This window comes from Gramella sp. AN32, from assembly GCF_023718305.1.
Taxonomy (GTDB): Bacteria; Bacteroidota; Bacteroidia; order Flavobacteriales; family Flavobacteriaceae; genus Christiangramia; species Christiangramia antarctica.
Window position 1 is genome coordinate 72,631 of the sequence record NZ_QEYO01000019.1, and the last position, 15,667, is coordinate 88,297.

Genomic DNA, 15,667 nt, shown 5'->3' on the forward strand with positions numbered 1-15,667 from the left:
AGCTATAAGAATTCCATTAAAAAACAATAATTTTCTACATATGAAAAAAATACTTCTGTTAATTTCAATCGCGCTTCTTATGTCGTGTAACGAAACGGAAATTGAGAATTTTGATGTTTTAATAATCAATGCGAAAATTGTTGATGTGGAGAATAATCAAATTATAGAAAATCAGTTTATCGGGATAAATTCTGATACCATTCGAATGGTTGGTAAAATGGAAAGTAAAGATGAGTATTCCGCTACCGAACTCATTGATGCGGAAAATAAATTCCTGATGCCGGGACTATGGGACAATCACGTTCATTTTCGGGGCGGTGATTCCCTGGTCGCTGAAAACAAGGATTTTCTGGCCATGTTTCTTTCTTATGGAATTACCAGCGTGCGTGACGCCGGAGGCGATATAACCCCGAGCCTCATGGAATGGAAAGAGCAGATTGCAAATAAAAGACTTGCGGGACCCACGATCTTTACTTCAGGACCAAAACTGGATGGTAAACGTCCTGCGTGGCCTGGCTCCATAAAAGTGACCAACAAGCAGGAAATAAATAATGCTTTGGATTCCCTGGAAAAGCTGCATGTGGATTATGTAAAAATGTATGACGGCAGCCTTACTCCTGAAAATTACTATGGAATTATTCAGGAAGCTCAAAAAAGAAAACTAAAAACTACCGGGCATATGCCTATCACGGCAAATTTTTTAAAGGCAATAGATTTTGGATTGGACGGCGCGGAGCATATGTATTATCCTATAAAAGCCTGTTCACCTTTAGCTGATAGTTTGGGAAATTTAGATCGGGGATACGGGATCATGGATGAGTTGGTAGATAGTTATGATGAGAATTTGGCAGACAGTGTCTTCAATATCATGAGTGATCAAAAAGTAAGCATTACCCCCACATTACATATCATGAAAACGCTTGCAAATATTCTGGATACAGATCATTCACAAGATGTAGCGCTGAAGCATATTGGAAAGGGAATTCAGGAGACTTATAAAGGCAGAATTGAAGGTGCCAAACGCGCCAGGGAATCTGGAAGCGAGATGCGGGAAAAAGTTGAAGGTTTAGGCGTTAAAATGATTAAGCCCATGCAGGAAGCCGGAGTAAATATTTTAGCAGGATCAGATTGTGGGGCATTTAACTCCTTTATTTATCCGGGAGAATCCCTGCATGCTGAACTGGAAGAACTGGTAAATGCCGGGCTCACTCCGCAACAGGCATTGAAAACCTCCATGATTAACGGACCGAAATTTTTTGACCTGGAAAATTTCTACGGAAGTATCGAAAAGGGCAAGGTTGCAGATTTGATTTTTTTAGAGGCTAATCCGTTGGAGAACATTAGAAATACGAGAACGGTCTTGAAAACATTAAAGAACGAAAGGTTATTTTAACAATCTTATTTTGAATAGAGGGAATGGGTGAAGCGTTAACAATGAGCATGTTTTAAAATTGAAAAGTATAGATTTTTTCCAGGGCGTAGAGACTGATCAAAAATTTAAACCTAGGTTAAAAATTTACTTTTCCTTTTTACGCAACCTTCGAAAAATTTTACATCTGTAAATAGTATAAAATTTATGTTGAACCCTTTATTTAAAATTTTATGAAACCGCTTTTTATATACCCTGCTTATATGATTAATTTTTTAGTACTAATTGGTCTTTTTTCCTGTAACTCTAACGATGATCAAAATTTAGAATCAGTGGAATTAATATATAATTTTGATGTGGATGCAGAAGGTTGGACAGGTGGTTTTGCAGATTATCCTATTGGGGAGGAGGATTTTTATGAATTGGAATTCGCATATTCCAGTTTGCCATCTCCACTGGATGAAACTGATGGCGCTATAATTTTATCGGGAAATAACCATAGCGACGATCTTTTCATGTTTATAAAGAAAAAGGTAACCGGCCTAAATCCTAATACAATTTATAATATAAAATTTGAAATTGAATTTGCCAGCAACGTACCCCAAGGTTTTTCCGGTATAGGTGGAAGTCCGGGCGAAAGCGTATATATTAAGGCAGGTGCTGCGGGAGTAGAACCGGTAGTAAGTGCTGGGAATGAAAATTTGTATCACCTGAATATAGATAAGGGAAACCAGTCCCAAGGCGGTTCGAACATGATCGTTGTTGGAAATTTTTCTAACGATAGCGATGATGAAGTATATAGATTAAAGATTGTTGGTAATTCTGAAAGTTTTTTAGCAAAAACCAATGCCAATGGTGAGCTATGGCTCATTACGGGTACCGATTCTGGCTTTGAAGGTACGACCACTATTTATTTTAACAGTATAAAAGTACTCTTAGAAAAATGAATAGGCCTTAAAAATTTTTATGTGGAAACTACTAAAAGCAGTCTTTAAAAGATCGCCACGCTGCGCTCGCGACGACGATAATAATAAGGCAAGTGTCAAAAGACAGTTTTCTGGGAAATTATTTTCGACTGTGCTCAGAATGACCAAAATAAGAACGTCACTGCGAGACACCTGAAAAAATTTTCTAGCGTAGGAAATTGACGTATTTTTTAGTATAAGATGCTGAAACAAGCATGACGGCAATTCTAAACACCAGCATCGTCACCCTGAACTGGTTTCAGGGTCCCTGATACGTAACCAAATAAAAGTACATCAATAATATGTCAACAAAGTGACCGAAGCAATCTCATGTAAGAACAAACAAGGAAGAGATCGCCACGCTGCGCTCGCGATGACAATAAGAAATATGGTTGGTACAAAAAAGGCAGTTTTCTGAAAAAATTATTCTCGACTACGCAGGATGACCAAAATAAGAACGTCACTGCGAGTGAACGAAGCAGTTTCTACCAGAGACGCCGCGCTGCGCTCACGATGACGACACCATAATTGAGTTCTAAAAATCAAATTTATAAGTCGCGCCGGCCAGGAATTGAATTCCCTGAACATCAAAATCGGTCCATTTCTGGTAATTATTGCTAAATAAATTACTTCCCTTCACAAATGCCGAAAGTTGATTGTTGAAACGATAACCTACATGTGCATTCGCATCTAAATAACTATCTAAAGTAATAATTTCAGGTTGGGCATCGCTCAGGCTAACTGCACGATATTCATCCTTTCTTTCCCCTACATAAAAAAGGTTTGCTCCGGTATACCATTTTTCATTGATCTGATAATCGGCATTTAAGCTTGCTTTTGCCGTGGGTAAATTCCAGGCCTCCTGCTCCACATCGGTATTATAACTAAATACTTCTCCGTTAATGCCAAGTCTAAAATTTCGGTTTACATCAATATTCAATTCGGCAAAAAAGGAAAGTGTTTTTAGATCATCATAAACTACTTCAAAACTATTTCCAAAGGTGTAAGGCTCATCTTCTAAAGTGCTCGCATCGTAATTCTTGTGGAATAAGGCGCGGTTAAACTGAGAGGCATATTTTCCGCGGAAATTATAAGAGACCGCGTTGCTCAATTTTCCTTTTGCACCAAGATATCCTTCATATTCATTATCTGTGGGAGTGATCATAAGAGTTGGTGAAACATAAGGATTCTGCTGATAAAAGCTGTAATAAGAGTTTTGTTGCAGTGATCCCTCCAAGCCGGCATAAGCGGTAAAGTAATCGCCAAATAAGCTATAGCTTGCGGTTACCGCAGGATAAATATAGAAACTATTGTCATCTCCTTCCACATCAAGGCCATAGGTAAAATTCACACCCAGATTTACACTAAGATCATCACGTAAAATCAACAGACTTGGGGTAATGCTGAAATTCATAAAGGTATAATCATAGCCCATATTCGATAAATAGGCTTTATCAAAACTACCATTTACGATATCTGCTTTAATCGTGGTTGAAATCAATTCATCTGCAATATCCAGTTCGATTAGACTTTCCGCATTAAAATGATTTTCTGAAGAGCTGTAACTATCTCCGGAATGACGGAATTTTGCTTTAGCGTTATCAAAGAAAGAATCATACAACTCGATTTCACTGCCCACATACACCGAAAAATAGTTCTGCTGTGGATCTATTCGTGATAATTCCAAATCTGTAAACCTATTCTCTTCCGGCAAACCATACCAGTTAAAAAGCTGATGCTCACCTCCTACTTCCGCAATCCAGGACAGGTCACGATTTCTGGTGGTATAGTTCAGGTTCAATTCAGTATCATAAAATTTATCGTCCAGTTTTACCCCGTCAATTCCTCCCTGGGAAGAATTATGGTTCAGATACACTCCAAAATTGCTGCTACGGTCTATTTCAATATTCGAATAAAATTCAGCTAAGACATTGGAATAATTTCCGAAGCCAAGCGTCGCATAATTATTATAAACCTTTGGCGGCCTAACCCGCTCTACAGTGGTCGCATTTCCCTTAGTTGGGGTGAAAGTTGACGCCACCGGAACCGAAAATATGGAATATTTGACCGGTTTCTTCTGAAGCATAACCGAATCGTTCTCACTTGGAACTTCCTTGATCTTATTTGCGTCCCTAACCGAAGGTGTATAGGGTTTAATCACGGTCACGGTCTCACTTCCCAGTGGATCCTGTGCATACAAAACACCGCTAAAAATAAAGAGACTAAAAATCAGGCTTTTCTTGATTGCTTTAAATCGCATATGATGAGGGATCTTTGTTAGGTTAAGTTTAATTATTTGTCTCAACTGATGAATTTGTTTTTGCTTCCTGGGTTTTGATTCGGGCAAGTTCCGCTTTCGCTTCGCTCACCACTTCTGGAAATTGTGGGAAGTTCTTAATCACATTTTCAAGGATATAATTGGCCTGGTAAGCATCTTTAAGTCCGTAGAAGTTTTTGGCCATCAAAACCAAACCTTTGGCACCCCATATTTTATATCCTGAATAATCCTTCGCAAGAATTTGCACTGCAGCGTTGGAAGCTTCAAAGTTTCTATCCTTATTCTTAAAAAATGCATCATAATAAAGTGCTTCCGCAGCCAATTCTCCGGTCGCTTTTTTCTGAACTTCTTTATATGCAGACCTCGCTTTGTTATCATTCCCAGATTTTATGGCGGCCCTGGCTACCATGATCCTCGCATCTGTTTTAGCTGCTTCTTCAGAAGCTGAATTATTCAATACTTTTTCAGCATAGGCATTTGCCTGAGCGAAATTCCCGGTTTCATAATAGGATTTCATGAGGTTGGACTGGGCGAATACGATATTTTGAGGATTATCTGCTTCTGTTTCCAATTTTTGCAATAACGGAAGGGCTTCGGCATAATTTTTCTTTTCCAGATAGATCTGTGCTAATCTCGCCAAAGCCTGCTCGGTAAATTCATTTCTTGGCTTAGAGGTCACATATCTAAAATTCGGAATAGATTTATCTACTTTTCCATCCCGGTAATAAAGTTGCGCTAAATAGAAATTTGCGTTAATGGAATGAATTCCATTCGGAAAACTCCTGATATAACTTTCGAAATTGGCGATTGCCTTTTGAGTATTATTTGCCTGATATTGATTTTCCGCAGCTTCGTAGGTGGTATTATCAAGATCGGCATCGCTTACTTCAACGAAATCTATATTACGCACCCAGCTGGCATATTCATCGGTTCTTCCCAAATCTACATATACATTACGGGCAGTAGATACCGCCTGTTTAGCTTCCGGAGTATTTGGATAATCTGAAACCACTTTTCTAAGTCTTTCCAGGGCTTTATTACCTTCATTCTGGTTATAATAAATAAGACCCTGTCTAAGCATGGCTTTTGGAACCAGTGCACTTTCCGGTACATCACGGATCAATCGATTATAAGACTGAATTGCCTGCGCGGTATTGTTGGCAGCAACATAGGTATTCCCCAGTTCAAACATCGCATCATCACGATATGGTGAACGCGGATATTTGCCCATAAAACTATTAAGATCTTCAATTTTGGTGTCATTTCTATTTACAAATCCGTAGCTGATCGCTTTCTGAAAAGCAGCATAATCTGCATTGCTTACGCCATTATTTATTGCATTCTGATAAGCTTCCATGGCCGGCCAGTACTGGCTGGTCACATAATAAGTATCGCCAAGCCTTAAAAGCGCATCATTCTTTTTAGCACCTTCAGCATTGGAACTGGATGAATACGATTTGAAATAATTTACGGCCTGTGTATAGTCATTCTTTTTAAAATAGGCATAGCCAATATTATAGTCAAGATCGGCATATTCTTCCATCGATCGTGCGCTGCTTAAATTCTTGAATTCACGATATCCATTAATGGCATCATCAATTCGGTTTACGTTGTATTCGCTCTCTGCCTTCCAGAAGGTGGCTTTTGCGTTAATGGTTGCATCTACATTTTGTTTTAAGGCTTTATCAAAATTTTTGATCGCCTCATAATAATCACCCGCCTCAAAAAGTCCAAGGCCGTAGTAATATGCTACTTTTTGGTATGCAGCTTTATCGCTGAAGTTCTTATTGTTCTCCAATAATCGCATCGCTTCCTCATAATTTTTGGAAGTGATAAAAGAATCAATCAGCAAAGTTTCCATTTCAGCTTTATTGGCCGTATTGGGATATTTATTTAAATAGTTGATTAAAACCTGCGACGGACTTTCAAATGAATTCCCGATCTCATAGCTTAATTTGGCATAATTCAGCAATGCATCTTCCTGAATTTTTGCATCAAATTCCATCTCACTGGCATTTTTAAAAGCATTCAATGCCTGCTGCTTTTGATCAGATTCTAAATAAGCCTGCGCCAGGTGATAATAGGCATTTTGGGCGATGGCATTTTTGCCATCGATAATTTTATTGAATTCAGCTATAGCTTCTTCATAAGCTCCCTGTTTATAATAGGCGTAACCTAACTGGTAATAATCTGTATTGTTCCATTTCCCGCGCATTCCTTTGTATTCTTTCAAATAAGGAATGGCTTTATCATATTGTTGAAGGTTGAAATAACTTTCCCCAATGATCTTATTAAGCTGGGACTTTTCCTGCGCATTCGATTTATTCATCTGTGACTCTGCCTGCTCAATCGCTTTTTCGAAATTCCCCAGTTTAAAGTTCATATCTGCCTGGAAATATGAAAGATCTTCAGAATAACGATCGTTCTCCTTTACTTCTTCAAAATATTCATTCGCTTCTTCATAATCGTCGCCCTCATACGCGATATATCCTAGATAATATTTTGCCTGAGCGCCATATTCCTGGGAATCCCGAACCCTATTGAAATAATCCTGCGCCTGTTCTAATTGGTTTGATTTGAAATAGGCGTAGCCATTATTGAAATAGTAACGTTCTTTATCCTTTCGGCTCATTGCTTTTTCATCAACTTTGTCATACCATCTTCTGGCCAGGGGATATTTTCCTGTTTGAAAATAATAATCGGCTACGTCCAGATAAGCAGAATTGGTTTTGGTGCTCGTGGGATACCGGGTCACAAAATCCTCCATTAATTTATCGGCTCCGGGCTGGTTAAGTCGTACCGCGGCATTGGCGATGTAATAGGCAGCATCACCTTTTATTTTTTCGTCGTGGTTCTCATCCTTTACCTTATCGAAAAGCGTTTGCGCGGCCAGATATTGCTCGTTATTGTACAATTCTAAAGCGCGATTAAAATCAACTAATTCGTGGGTATATGCAGCAGATTGCTGGCAAAAGGCAGAAAATGAGAAAGATAGTAATGCAACTAGCAAAAAAGCTCTCTTTATAGTCATTTAGCGTATTTTATTATGTGTTTCAAAGATAATTTAAAGCTTGATGGTATAACGCAGATAAGTTTTTATAATTATGTTAATGCGAAAAAAAGTATTCGCTCCACTTTTGAAAAATGTATATTTGAAAACCCATAATGGGCTATTTTAAAAAAACATTGATCTGTCGTAGTTCACAATAAATAGTAAAACTTGTCGATTAAATTTTTGGGAGAATTTCATTCAATATAAAAAATCAAACGAAAAATTTCATGTCTCAAATCGTTCTGGAACTCAAAAATGCTGCCATTTATCAACGCGAAAGCCTTATCCTATCGGAAGTAGACGTTAGGGTTTACAAAGGTGACTTTGTTTATCTTATTGGAAAAACCGGAACCGGGAAAAGCAGTTTTATGAAAACGTTGTATGGCGATTTGCCTTTAACAGAAGGTGAAGGGCATATTGTTGATTATAATCTGCGCATGTTAAAAGAAAAAGACATCCCTTTTCTTCGGAGGAAACTAGGAGTTGTATTCCAGGATTTTAAATTATTGATGGACAGGAATATAAAAGATAATTTGCTTTTCGTTCTTAGAGCAACGGGTTGGACAGATAAAAGTAAAATGGATAGCAAGATCGATGAAGTTTTGGATAAAGTGGGCATGAAAACAAAAGGTTTCAAATATCCTTACCAACTGTCGGGGGGCGAACAGCAACGTGTAGCCATCGCGCGGGCATTGCTAAATAATCCGGAACTGATCCTGGCCGATGAACCTACCGGAAATTTAGATCCGCAAACTTCCGTAGAAGTAATGGAAGTCTTACAGGAAATCAGCAAAAATGGGAACACGATTTTAATGGCTACCCATGATTATGCTTTACTGCTGAAATATCCTTCCAAAACTTTAAAATGTGACGGGCAGCGCGTATTTGAAGTGGTGCAGAAGACGGTGTGAGATAGTTCGGAGTTCATAGTTCTTAATTGAAAGTTTAAAATTTCTGCTTTTTGATTTCACCGTTCTTCGTTGTGGTCGGTTATTGTTTGTTGTGGGATTTTCTTTAACATTCCAGTATTACTTTCTACATTTCACTTACCTTTTTTCAACTTTCAACTTTCAACTTTCAACTTTCAAACTCATTACAAAAAAAGGTAAAAATTCCTTTTATAAAGAGTAAAAATACCTTACCTTAGAGTAAATTCATAGTAATAATGAAGACAAAGGGAACAAAATATCGGCTTGAAGATGTTAAAAACCGGGTTTCTGAAAGTGATGTACTCTCTTATATCGAGACCAAAGAAATTAATTGGAAAGAGGTAAACAAATTTAAAAAAGTTACCGGTTTTACTGATGAAGTCATTTCAGGTTGGTTCAATATGAACGTTAAAACTTTCCGAAGCTATAAAAAGCCAGGGGTAGATTTAAACATCAATTTTAAGGAAAAATTTTTTGTGCTTTCTTCCATTTTTGAACAGGGAAAAAAAGTTTTTGGTAATTATGAAGCCTTTACAGAGTGGCTGGATAAAGAAAACTTTTATTTCAATGGCAAATCTCCGTTGTATTTTTTAAATACCATCACGGGAGCACGTTTTGTTGAAGATAGGCTTATCGCCATGGAATACGGGGATAATGTTTAATTAATGGAGGTTTTTAGAATAGCTAGAAAGGAACATTCCACCAAATTAACCAGTTCCGGAGCGCCAAACCGTTGGAACAAAATTGGCCAACATGTTATTTATGCCGGCACCTCGCGATCGCTTTCGAGTCTGGAGCTTTGTGTGCACCTTAATTCCATCCATTTACATAGGGATTATCGCATGATGATCATTTCAATTGCAGATGAGGATCAGTTAATTGATGAAGTCAGGCTTAAGGACCTTCCTGAAAACTGGAAAAAAATAGAAGCTTATTCTTATTTGCAAAATATTGGTTCCAATTGGTATGAAAAACAGGGATCATTAATTTTAAAAGTACCTTCAGTAATTATCCAACAAGAAAATAATTACCTTATCAACTTGAGACACCCACACTTTAACCGAAATGTGAGATTGGTAAGAAGTGAGCCCTACTTTTGGGACGAACGTTTGTTTTAAAGAGCAAATTATAATGAATAGAAAAATAAGAGACATAAAATTTAGGACTAACTATTCCAAAGTTTGGAACTTTGCAAAAGCTGAGCATCAAGCCAGGTAGCATCCAAACGAATTGAAAATTAAGTATGGATATTCAAAAAACAGGTTTTATTGTGATTGCCGCCGCCCTGGTGATATTATTTGGAGTTCTTCTTAAGTTTTATCCGGATAATTTCAACTGGATTTTCTATCTCATTTGTTTTCTCATTGTTGCGCTCATCGTTGCTACGATTATAGTTATTTATAAGAATCAGGATTCTGAATTATGAACCTGCTTGCGATTGAAAGAATTATCCATCATTGAGATCGCCGCGCTTCGCTCGCGATGACAATTTAAATGAGAAGTTTGAAGGTTTGAAGGTTTGAAGGTTTGAAGGTTTGAAGGTTTGAAGGTTTGAAGGTTAATAAAGTATTTTCTTCTACCTGATCAAGTTTTCTTCCGAAAATCTTGCGAGATCGCCACGCTTCGCTACCATTGACATTTTTTTATTTGGTTATGTATTAGAGACCCTGAAACCAGTTCAGAATGACGATGCAGGTTTTTTAGAATTGCCGTCATGCTGAACTTGTTTCAGCATCTTATTGGATATACTAAAAAATACGTCAATTTCCTACTCTAGAAAATTTTTTCAGGTGCCTTGCGATGACGTTTTATTAAACCTTTTCCGGAGATTTTTTATTCAGGAATAAATAGTAAAAATTTACACATACTATGGCCACATTGGTGATGATCACTGGCCAGGAGTCGAGTAAAATTCCGTAGGCGACAAAGAATAAACAACCTACGCTGTTCACATACCGCAGGGTGATGATATTCCGCATAAGAAAAGAAAGCAATACAAAGAAAGAGGCCAGATAACCTGTCCATTCGGTTATTGAGATTCCTAGAAATTCAGTCATAATCTGGTGAAATTGCAAAAAAAAGCCCGCCCGAAGGCAGGCTATTTTCCGGTGTTATATATTTAAATTGCTTTACTTCTTTTTCTTTCGTTTTCAGTAAGCAATACTTTTCTAAGTCTAATAAAAGCGGGAGTAACTTCAACATATTCGTCTTTCTGAATATATTCCAGTGCTTCTTCCAGTGAAAATTTGATCGCAGGAACAATTTTCGCTTTATCGTCAGCTCCTGAAGAACGTACGTTAGAAAGCTTTTTGGTTTTGGTAATATTCACCGCCATATCATCCTGACGTGAATTTTCACCAATAACCTGTCCTTCATAAATATCTTCACCCGGAGCTACAAAGAATCGTCCTCTATCCTGAAGCTTATCAATGGAATAAGGAATTGCTTTTCCTTTTTCCATCGAAACCAAAGAACCGTTTTGTCTTTCAGGAATTCCCCCTTTAAGCGGCTGGTATTCTTTAAAGCGATGCGCCATAATGGCCTCACCCGCAGTTGCAGTCAATAATTGATTTCTTAAACCAATAATTCCTCTGGAAGGGATCATAAATTCAATATGCATACGGTTTCCTCTAGATTCCATGCTAAGCATTTCACCTTTTCTCAGAGAAACCATTTCTACGGCTTTTCCTGAAACATCTTCCGGAAGATCAATAGTTAACTCTTCAATCGGCTCGCATTTCACGCCATCAATTTCTCTAATGATTACCTGCGGCTGACCAATTTGAAGCTCATAACCTTCTCTTCTCATTGTTTCTATCAATACAGATAAATGCAGTACACCACGACCAAAAACCATGAATTTATCAGCACTATCCGTTTCTTCAACTCGAAGGGCTAGGTTTTTCTCAAGCTCCTTCATCAGGCGATCCTTGATATGCCTTGAAGTCACAAATTTTCCATCTTTTCCGAAGAAAGGGGAATCGTTAATCGTGAAAAGCATACTCATCGTTGGCTCATCAATGGCGATGGTTTTTAAACCTTCAGGATTTTCAAGATCGGCAACTGTATCGCCAATTTCAAAGCCTTCTAATCCAACGATCGCACAAATATCTCCTGCCTGAACTTCATCAATTTTTCTTCGGCCTAAACCTTCAAACGTATGAAGTTCTTTAATTCTGGTTTTTTTGATAGAACCATCACGTTTCACCAAAGAAACCTGTTGATTTTCTTTCAAAGTTCCTCTTTGTAGACGACCAATCGCGATCCTCCCGGTAAATGAAGAGAAATCCAATGAAGTGATGAGCATTTGAGGAGATCCTACCAAATCTACTTTAGGAGCAGGGATATGTTCTATTACCATGTCCAATAAAGGTTCGATATTAGTAGTCTCATTTCTCCAGTCGTCGTTCATCCAGTTGTTTTTCGCCGAACCATATACGGTTGGGAAATCCAGCTGCCATTCTTCTGCCCCAAGTTCGAACATAAGGTCAAAGACCTTTTCATGAACTTCATCTGGAGTACAGTTTTCCTTATCTACTTTATTTATAACCACGCATGGTTTTAATCCAAGATCAATCGCTTTTTGAAGTACAAAACGCGTTTGCGGCATAGGTCCTTCAAAGGCATCTACCAAAAGTAGAACCCCATCAGCCATATTCAATACCCGCTCTACTTCACCACCAAAATCGGCGTGACCAGGAGTATCAATAATATTGATCTTTGTGTCCCTATAAACAACAGAAACGTTTTTAGAGGTAATAGTGATCCCTCTTTCCCTCTCTAAATCATTATTGTCCAGGATCAGTTCACCAGTAGCTTCGTTCTCACGAAACAGTGAACAGTGGTGCATAATTTTGTCTACCAGGGTAGTTTTCCCGTGGTCTACGTGTGCGATAATCGCAATATTTCTAATAGCAGTCATGTAGCCCTATTTTTAAGGCTGCAAATGTACGTCTATTTTTCGCTAATTCAGCGTTGTTTTAAAAGTTATTTAAAGTGCTGTTAATCAGCTCTTTTTCGTATTTATATGAACTTTAAAGAAAATTAGAAAGAGGTAGAATGGCACAGGTAATTACCAGTTTTCAGTTTGGCTTTTAATTTCAGAAAAAACATATCGCTAATGCCTGAATTGTCCAAAGCTCATATTTCATTTATCTTTGTTGAAAATTGACTGAAATGAACCTTGATACAATTCCGAAGCTAAAACATACTCGCAGCAACAATTTCTTTTTACTTTCCGGCCCATGTGCTATTGAAGGAGAAGAAATGGCGCTGAGGATTGCCGAAAAAGTGTTGGAAATCACCAGTAAACTGGAAATACCTTATGTTTTTAAAGGCTCATTTAAAAAAGCGAATCGCAGTAGGATTGATAGTTTTACCGGAATTGGCGATGAGAAAGCTTTGAAAATCTTACGCAAGGTTTCTGAAACCTTTGATATACCCACGGTTACAGATATTCACGAAATCAACGATGCAAAAATGGCGGCGGAATATGTGGATATTCTTCAGATTCCCGCATTTTTAGTACGCCAGACAGACCTCGTTGTGGCTGCTGCAGAAACCGGAAAAGTAGTTAACCTTAAAAAAGGTCAGTTTATGAGTCCGGAAAGCATGAAACATGCCGTGACCAAAGTAACCGATTGCAAAAACGAAAAAGTAATGGTCACCGATCGTGGCAGCATGTTCGGGTATCAGGACCTTATTGTAGATTTTCGAGGAATTCCCGTAATGAGCAAATTTGCCACTACAGTTCTGGATGTCACCCATTCGCTTCAGCAACCTAACCAATCCAGTGGTGTTACCGGAGGAAGGCCAGATATGATCGAAACGATTGCACGTGCGGGAATCGTGAATAATGTGGACGGACTTTTTATTGAAACTCATTTCGATCCTGCCCACGCGAAAAGTGATGGCGCGAATATGCTGGACCTTCAGTATCTCGAAAAACTATTGACCAATCTTACCGCAATTCGCAAGACAATTCAAACATTTTAAAAAATACCGCTAACCAAAATCATAAATAAAATATGCTTATCCGTTTAGACAGCTAGACATAAGTTTTTGTCACTTTGCGCAGTCGAAAGGTCAAATAAAAACGTCTCGACTTTAGCCTGTATTGAGCGCAGTCGAAATGCTCGACGTGACAATTTAGTCATGATTTGCCTATTAGGTACTTTAACGGACAAGTATAATAAAATTAGTTTCAGATTTGTTGCTGGTTAAAATCAGGAAATTTCCAACTGAAATATTCAGAATGAAAAATTTAAAGAAAATAATGTCAAATGAGTTGAAAAACTGTGTAATAAAATTGGAATGATTTTTTCGATATAAGGATGAAAGATCCTCAAGGATAAGATTTATTTATTAATTCTCTCAAGCCATCTACAAAGGGCTTTTCTTATAACATTTCCTTAAAAAACTATCCGTAAACCCTTACAATATTTAAACTATTGTTAATGTGGAAAGTATCGAGTTGTCAAAAACGTATATTCCATTAAACTAACTAAATCAAATAATAATTATGAGAGACGAATTAGAAAATATTGCTGACAGGATCAGCGATTTCCTTCCAGATTTATTAGGGGCGCTTTTAGTGCTTTTAATAGGTTGGTTAATCGCTAAAGGCATTAAAGCCTTAATCGTGAGACTGCTTAAAAAAACCCGCTGGGATGAAAGGGTTTTTGGCAGGTCAGACGTTAAAGATACCAATGTATTTTTAGCCAATATCGTGTACTACATCATCATGATCATTGTGATCCTGATTGTACTGGAAATTTTAGGTGTAGACCAGGTACTTACCCCACTGGAAAATATGGTAAGTGAGTTCTTAGGCTTTATACCAAATTTAATTGGAGCTGTACTAATCGCTTTTGTTGGGTATGTTCTGGCTAAATTCGTTGCTAATTTAGTGAATATTGGAGGTGCATTCTTAGATAGAATGGTAGATAAAACAGGGTTTAAAGACACTGATAAGATTATTAATATCCTTAAAAAAGTTGTTTTTATCATCATTTTTGTACCGTTTTTAATTCAGGCTTTTAATGCGTTGGAACTTGATGCAATTTCAGGCCCTGCAAATGATATACTTGCAGACTTTACCGCACTTATTGGAGAAATAATCATCGCCGGCCTTATCCTGGCCATTTTTATTTGGGGCGGTAGATATTTGGCAGATTTCCTTGAAGATCTTTTCAAAAGTATGGGATTAGACCGGGCAGCTGAAAAAATCCAGATCCATAATATGATTGGTGCCAACCAGTCTTTGTCTAAGATCATCGCGAATCTTGTCTATTTCTTCCTTGTATTCTTTGGAGTTATCACTGCAGTTGAAATTATTGGTTTAACGCAATTAACCGAAACACTCGACCAGATTTTAGAATTAACGGGACAAATCTTATTCGGTCTCATTATTCTGGCCATTGGTAATTATATAAGTCTGCTTATTTACAACAGCATGAGCAAGACCGGAGATAATAATTTTATCGCCAAGGTTATCAGGTGGGCTTCTTTAGCTTTATTCCTGGCAATCGCCTTGGAAACAATGGGAATTGCCAATGAAATTGTACAGTTAGCCTTCGGATTAACTTTAGGAGCTATTGCCGTAGCGGTAGCCTTAAGTTATGGTCTTGGCGGTAGAGAAGCTGCAGGAGAACATTTCAAGGAAATCATTCAGAAGATTAAGAGTGATGATTCTAACATCAAACATGGTGCAGATAATTTAAAAAAGCCGGGGGATTCAAATTCCGGAAGTACCATTAAGATGAAACCAACTTCAGATTATAAGGATATAAAAGATCCCACAAATCCCAGAAGGGACGTGAATGATCCTGCAAATCCCAATAGACCGGATAGGGATTTACGTGATCCTAACAATCCTAGAGATCCAAATGATCCCAGACTAGATCTATAATATCGTAGTCCTAAAAATAAAAGCCCGCAAAATATTGCTACCGTCTGGACACATCTTTTTTTATTCTACTTTAGGATAAAAAAATGCAGACAAGACATTTTGAGGATTTAAAAGACAAGCGATTGTTGAATAGAGGTAATTCTATTCTCAATCGTTTGTTTGCT

The 15,667-nt window shown here is 37.8% G+C and carries 12 protein-coding genes; 8 read left to right on the forward strand and 4 right to left on the reverse strand.

The features are described from left to right. Window positions 1–79: 79 nt before the first annotated feature. Together DHD80_RS16830 and DHD80_RS16835 are read left to right on the forward strand one after the other, a co-directional pair. Window positions 80–1,393, forward strand: a complete 1,314-nt coding sequence (locus DHD80_RS16830) for an amidohydrolase family protein (RefSeq protein ID WP_251742628.1) — start codon at window positions 80–82, stop codon at window positions 1,391–1,393. Window positions 1,394–1,701: 308 nt separating this feature from the next. After that, window positions 1,702–2,316: a hypothetical protein gene (locus DHD80_RS16835; RefSeq protein ID WP_251742629.1), complete on the forward strand. Its 615-nt coding sequence runs from the start codon at window positions 1,702–1,704 to the stop codon at window positions 2,314–2,316. A gap of 553 nt (window positions 2,317–2,869) precedes the next feature. Here the strand turns inward: DHD80_RS16835 and DHD80_RS16840 are convergent. Both DHD80_RS16840 and DHD80_RS16845 read right to left on the reverse strand, forming a co-directional pair. Beyond that, a complete protein-coding gene (locus DHD80_RS16840) occupies window positions 2,870–4,594 on the reverse strand; it encodes a TonB-dependent receptor (RefSeq protein WP_251742630.1) in 1,725 nt (574 codons plus the stop codon). A 28-nt stretch (window positions 4,595–4,622) separates the two neighbouring features. Beyond that, complete coding sequence (locus DHD80_RS16845; protein WP_251742631.1) at window positions 4,623–7,643, reverse strand: tetratricopeptide repeat protein; 3,021 nt, start codon at window positions 7,641–7,643, stop codon at window positions 4,623–4,625. A 248-nt stretch (window positions 7,644–7,891) separates the two neighbouring features. On the opposite strand from DHD80_RS16845, the gene DHD80_RS16850 reads away from it, so the two are divergent. The 4 genes from DHD80_RS16850 to DHD80_RS16865 all read left to right on the forward strand — a co-directional run bounded on the left by DHD80_RS16850 (window position 7,892) and on the right by DHD80_RS16865 (window position 10,019). Continuing rightward, the gene (locus DHD80_RS16850; protein ID WP_251742632.1) at window positions 7,892–8,575 is read left to right on the forward strand and encodes an ATP-binding cassette domain-containing protein; all 684 of its coding nucleotides are present in this window, start codon (window positions 7,892–7,894) and stop codon (window positions 8,573–8,575) included. A gap of 254 nt (window positions 8,576–8,829) precedes the next feature. Then, window positions 8,830–9,255 (forward strand): MbcA/ParS/Xre antitoxin family protein, encoded by a 426-nt coding sequence (locus DHD80_RS16855; protein WP_251742633.1) that lies wholly within the window; start codon window positions 8,830–8,832, stop codon window positions 9,253–9,255. A 3-nt stretch (window positions 9,256–9,258) separates the two neighbouring features. Further along, complete coding sequence (locus DHD80_RS16860) at window positions 9,259–9,711, forward strand: RES family NAD+ phosphorylase (RefSeq protein ID WP_251742634.1); 453 nt, start codon at window positions 9,259–9,261, stop codon at window positions 9,709–9,711. A gap of 125 nt (window positions 9,712–9,836) precedes the next feature. Beyond that, on the forward strand, window positions 9,837–10,019 hold the full coding sequence (locus tag DHD80_RS16865) for a hypothetical protein (RefSeq protein WP_251742635.1): 183 nt from the start codon (window positions 9,837–9,839) through the stop codon (window positions 10,017–10,019). A gap of 385 nt (window positions 10,020–10,404) precedes the next feature. Here the strand turns inward: DHD80_RS16865 and DHD80_RS16870 are convergent, their stop codons facing one another. Both DHD80_RS16870 and typA read right to left on the reverse strand, forming a co-directional pair. Then, on the reverse strand, window positions 10,405–10,650 hold the full coding sequence (locus DHD80_RS16870; protein ID WP_251742636.1) for a uroporphyrinogen decarboxylase: 246 nt from the start codon (window positions 10,648–10,650) through the stop codon (window positions 10,405–10,407). Window positions 10,651–10,712: 62 nt separating this feature from the next. Further along, entirely contained in the window at window positions 10,713–12,515 is a 1,803-nt protein-coding gene (typA, locus tag DHD80_RS16875; RefSeq protein WP_251742637.1) for a translational GTPase TypA, read from the reverse strand. 254 nt (window positions 12,516–12,769) lie between these two features. Between typA and kdsA the strand changes: the two genes are divergently transcribed. Together kdsA and DHD80_RS16885 are read left to right on the forward strand one after the other, a co-directional pair. Continuing rightward, the gene (gene kdsA, locus DHD80_RS16880) at window positions 12,770–13,588 is read left to right on the forward strand and encodes a 3-deoxy-8-phosphooctulonate synthase (RefSeq protein ID WP_251742638.1); all 819 of its coding nucleotides are present in this window, start codon (window positions 12,770–12,772) and stop codon (window positions 13,586–13,588) included. A 526-nt stretch (window positions 13,589–14,114) separates the two neighbouring features. Then, complete coding sequence (locus DHD80_RS16885) at window positions 14,115–15,503, forward strand: mechanosensitive ion channel (protein WP_251742639.1); 1,389 nt, start codon at window positions 14,115–14,117, stop codon at window positions 15,501–15,503. The last annotated feature ends 164 nt before the right edge of the window (window positions 15,504–15,667 follow it).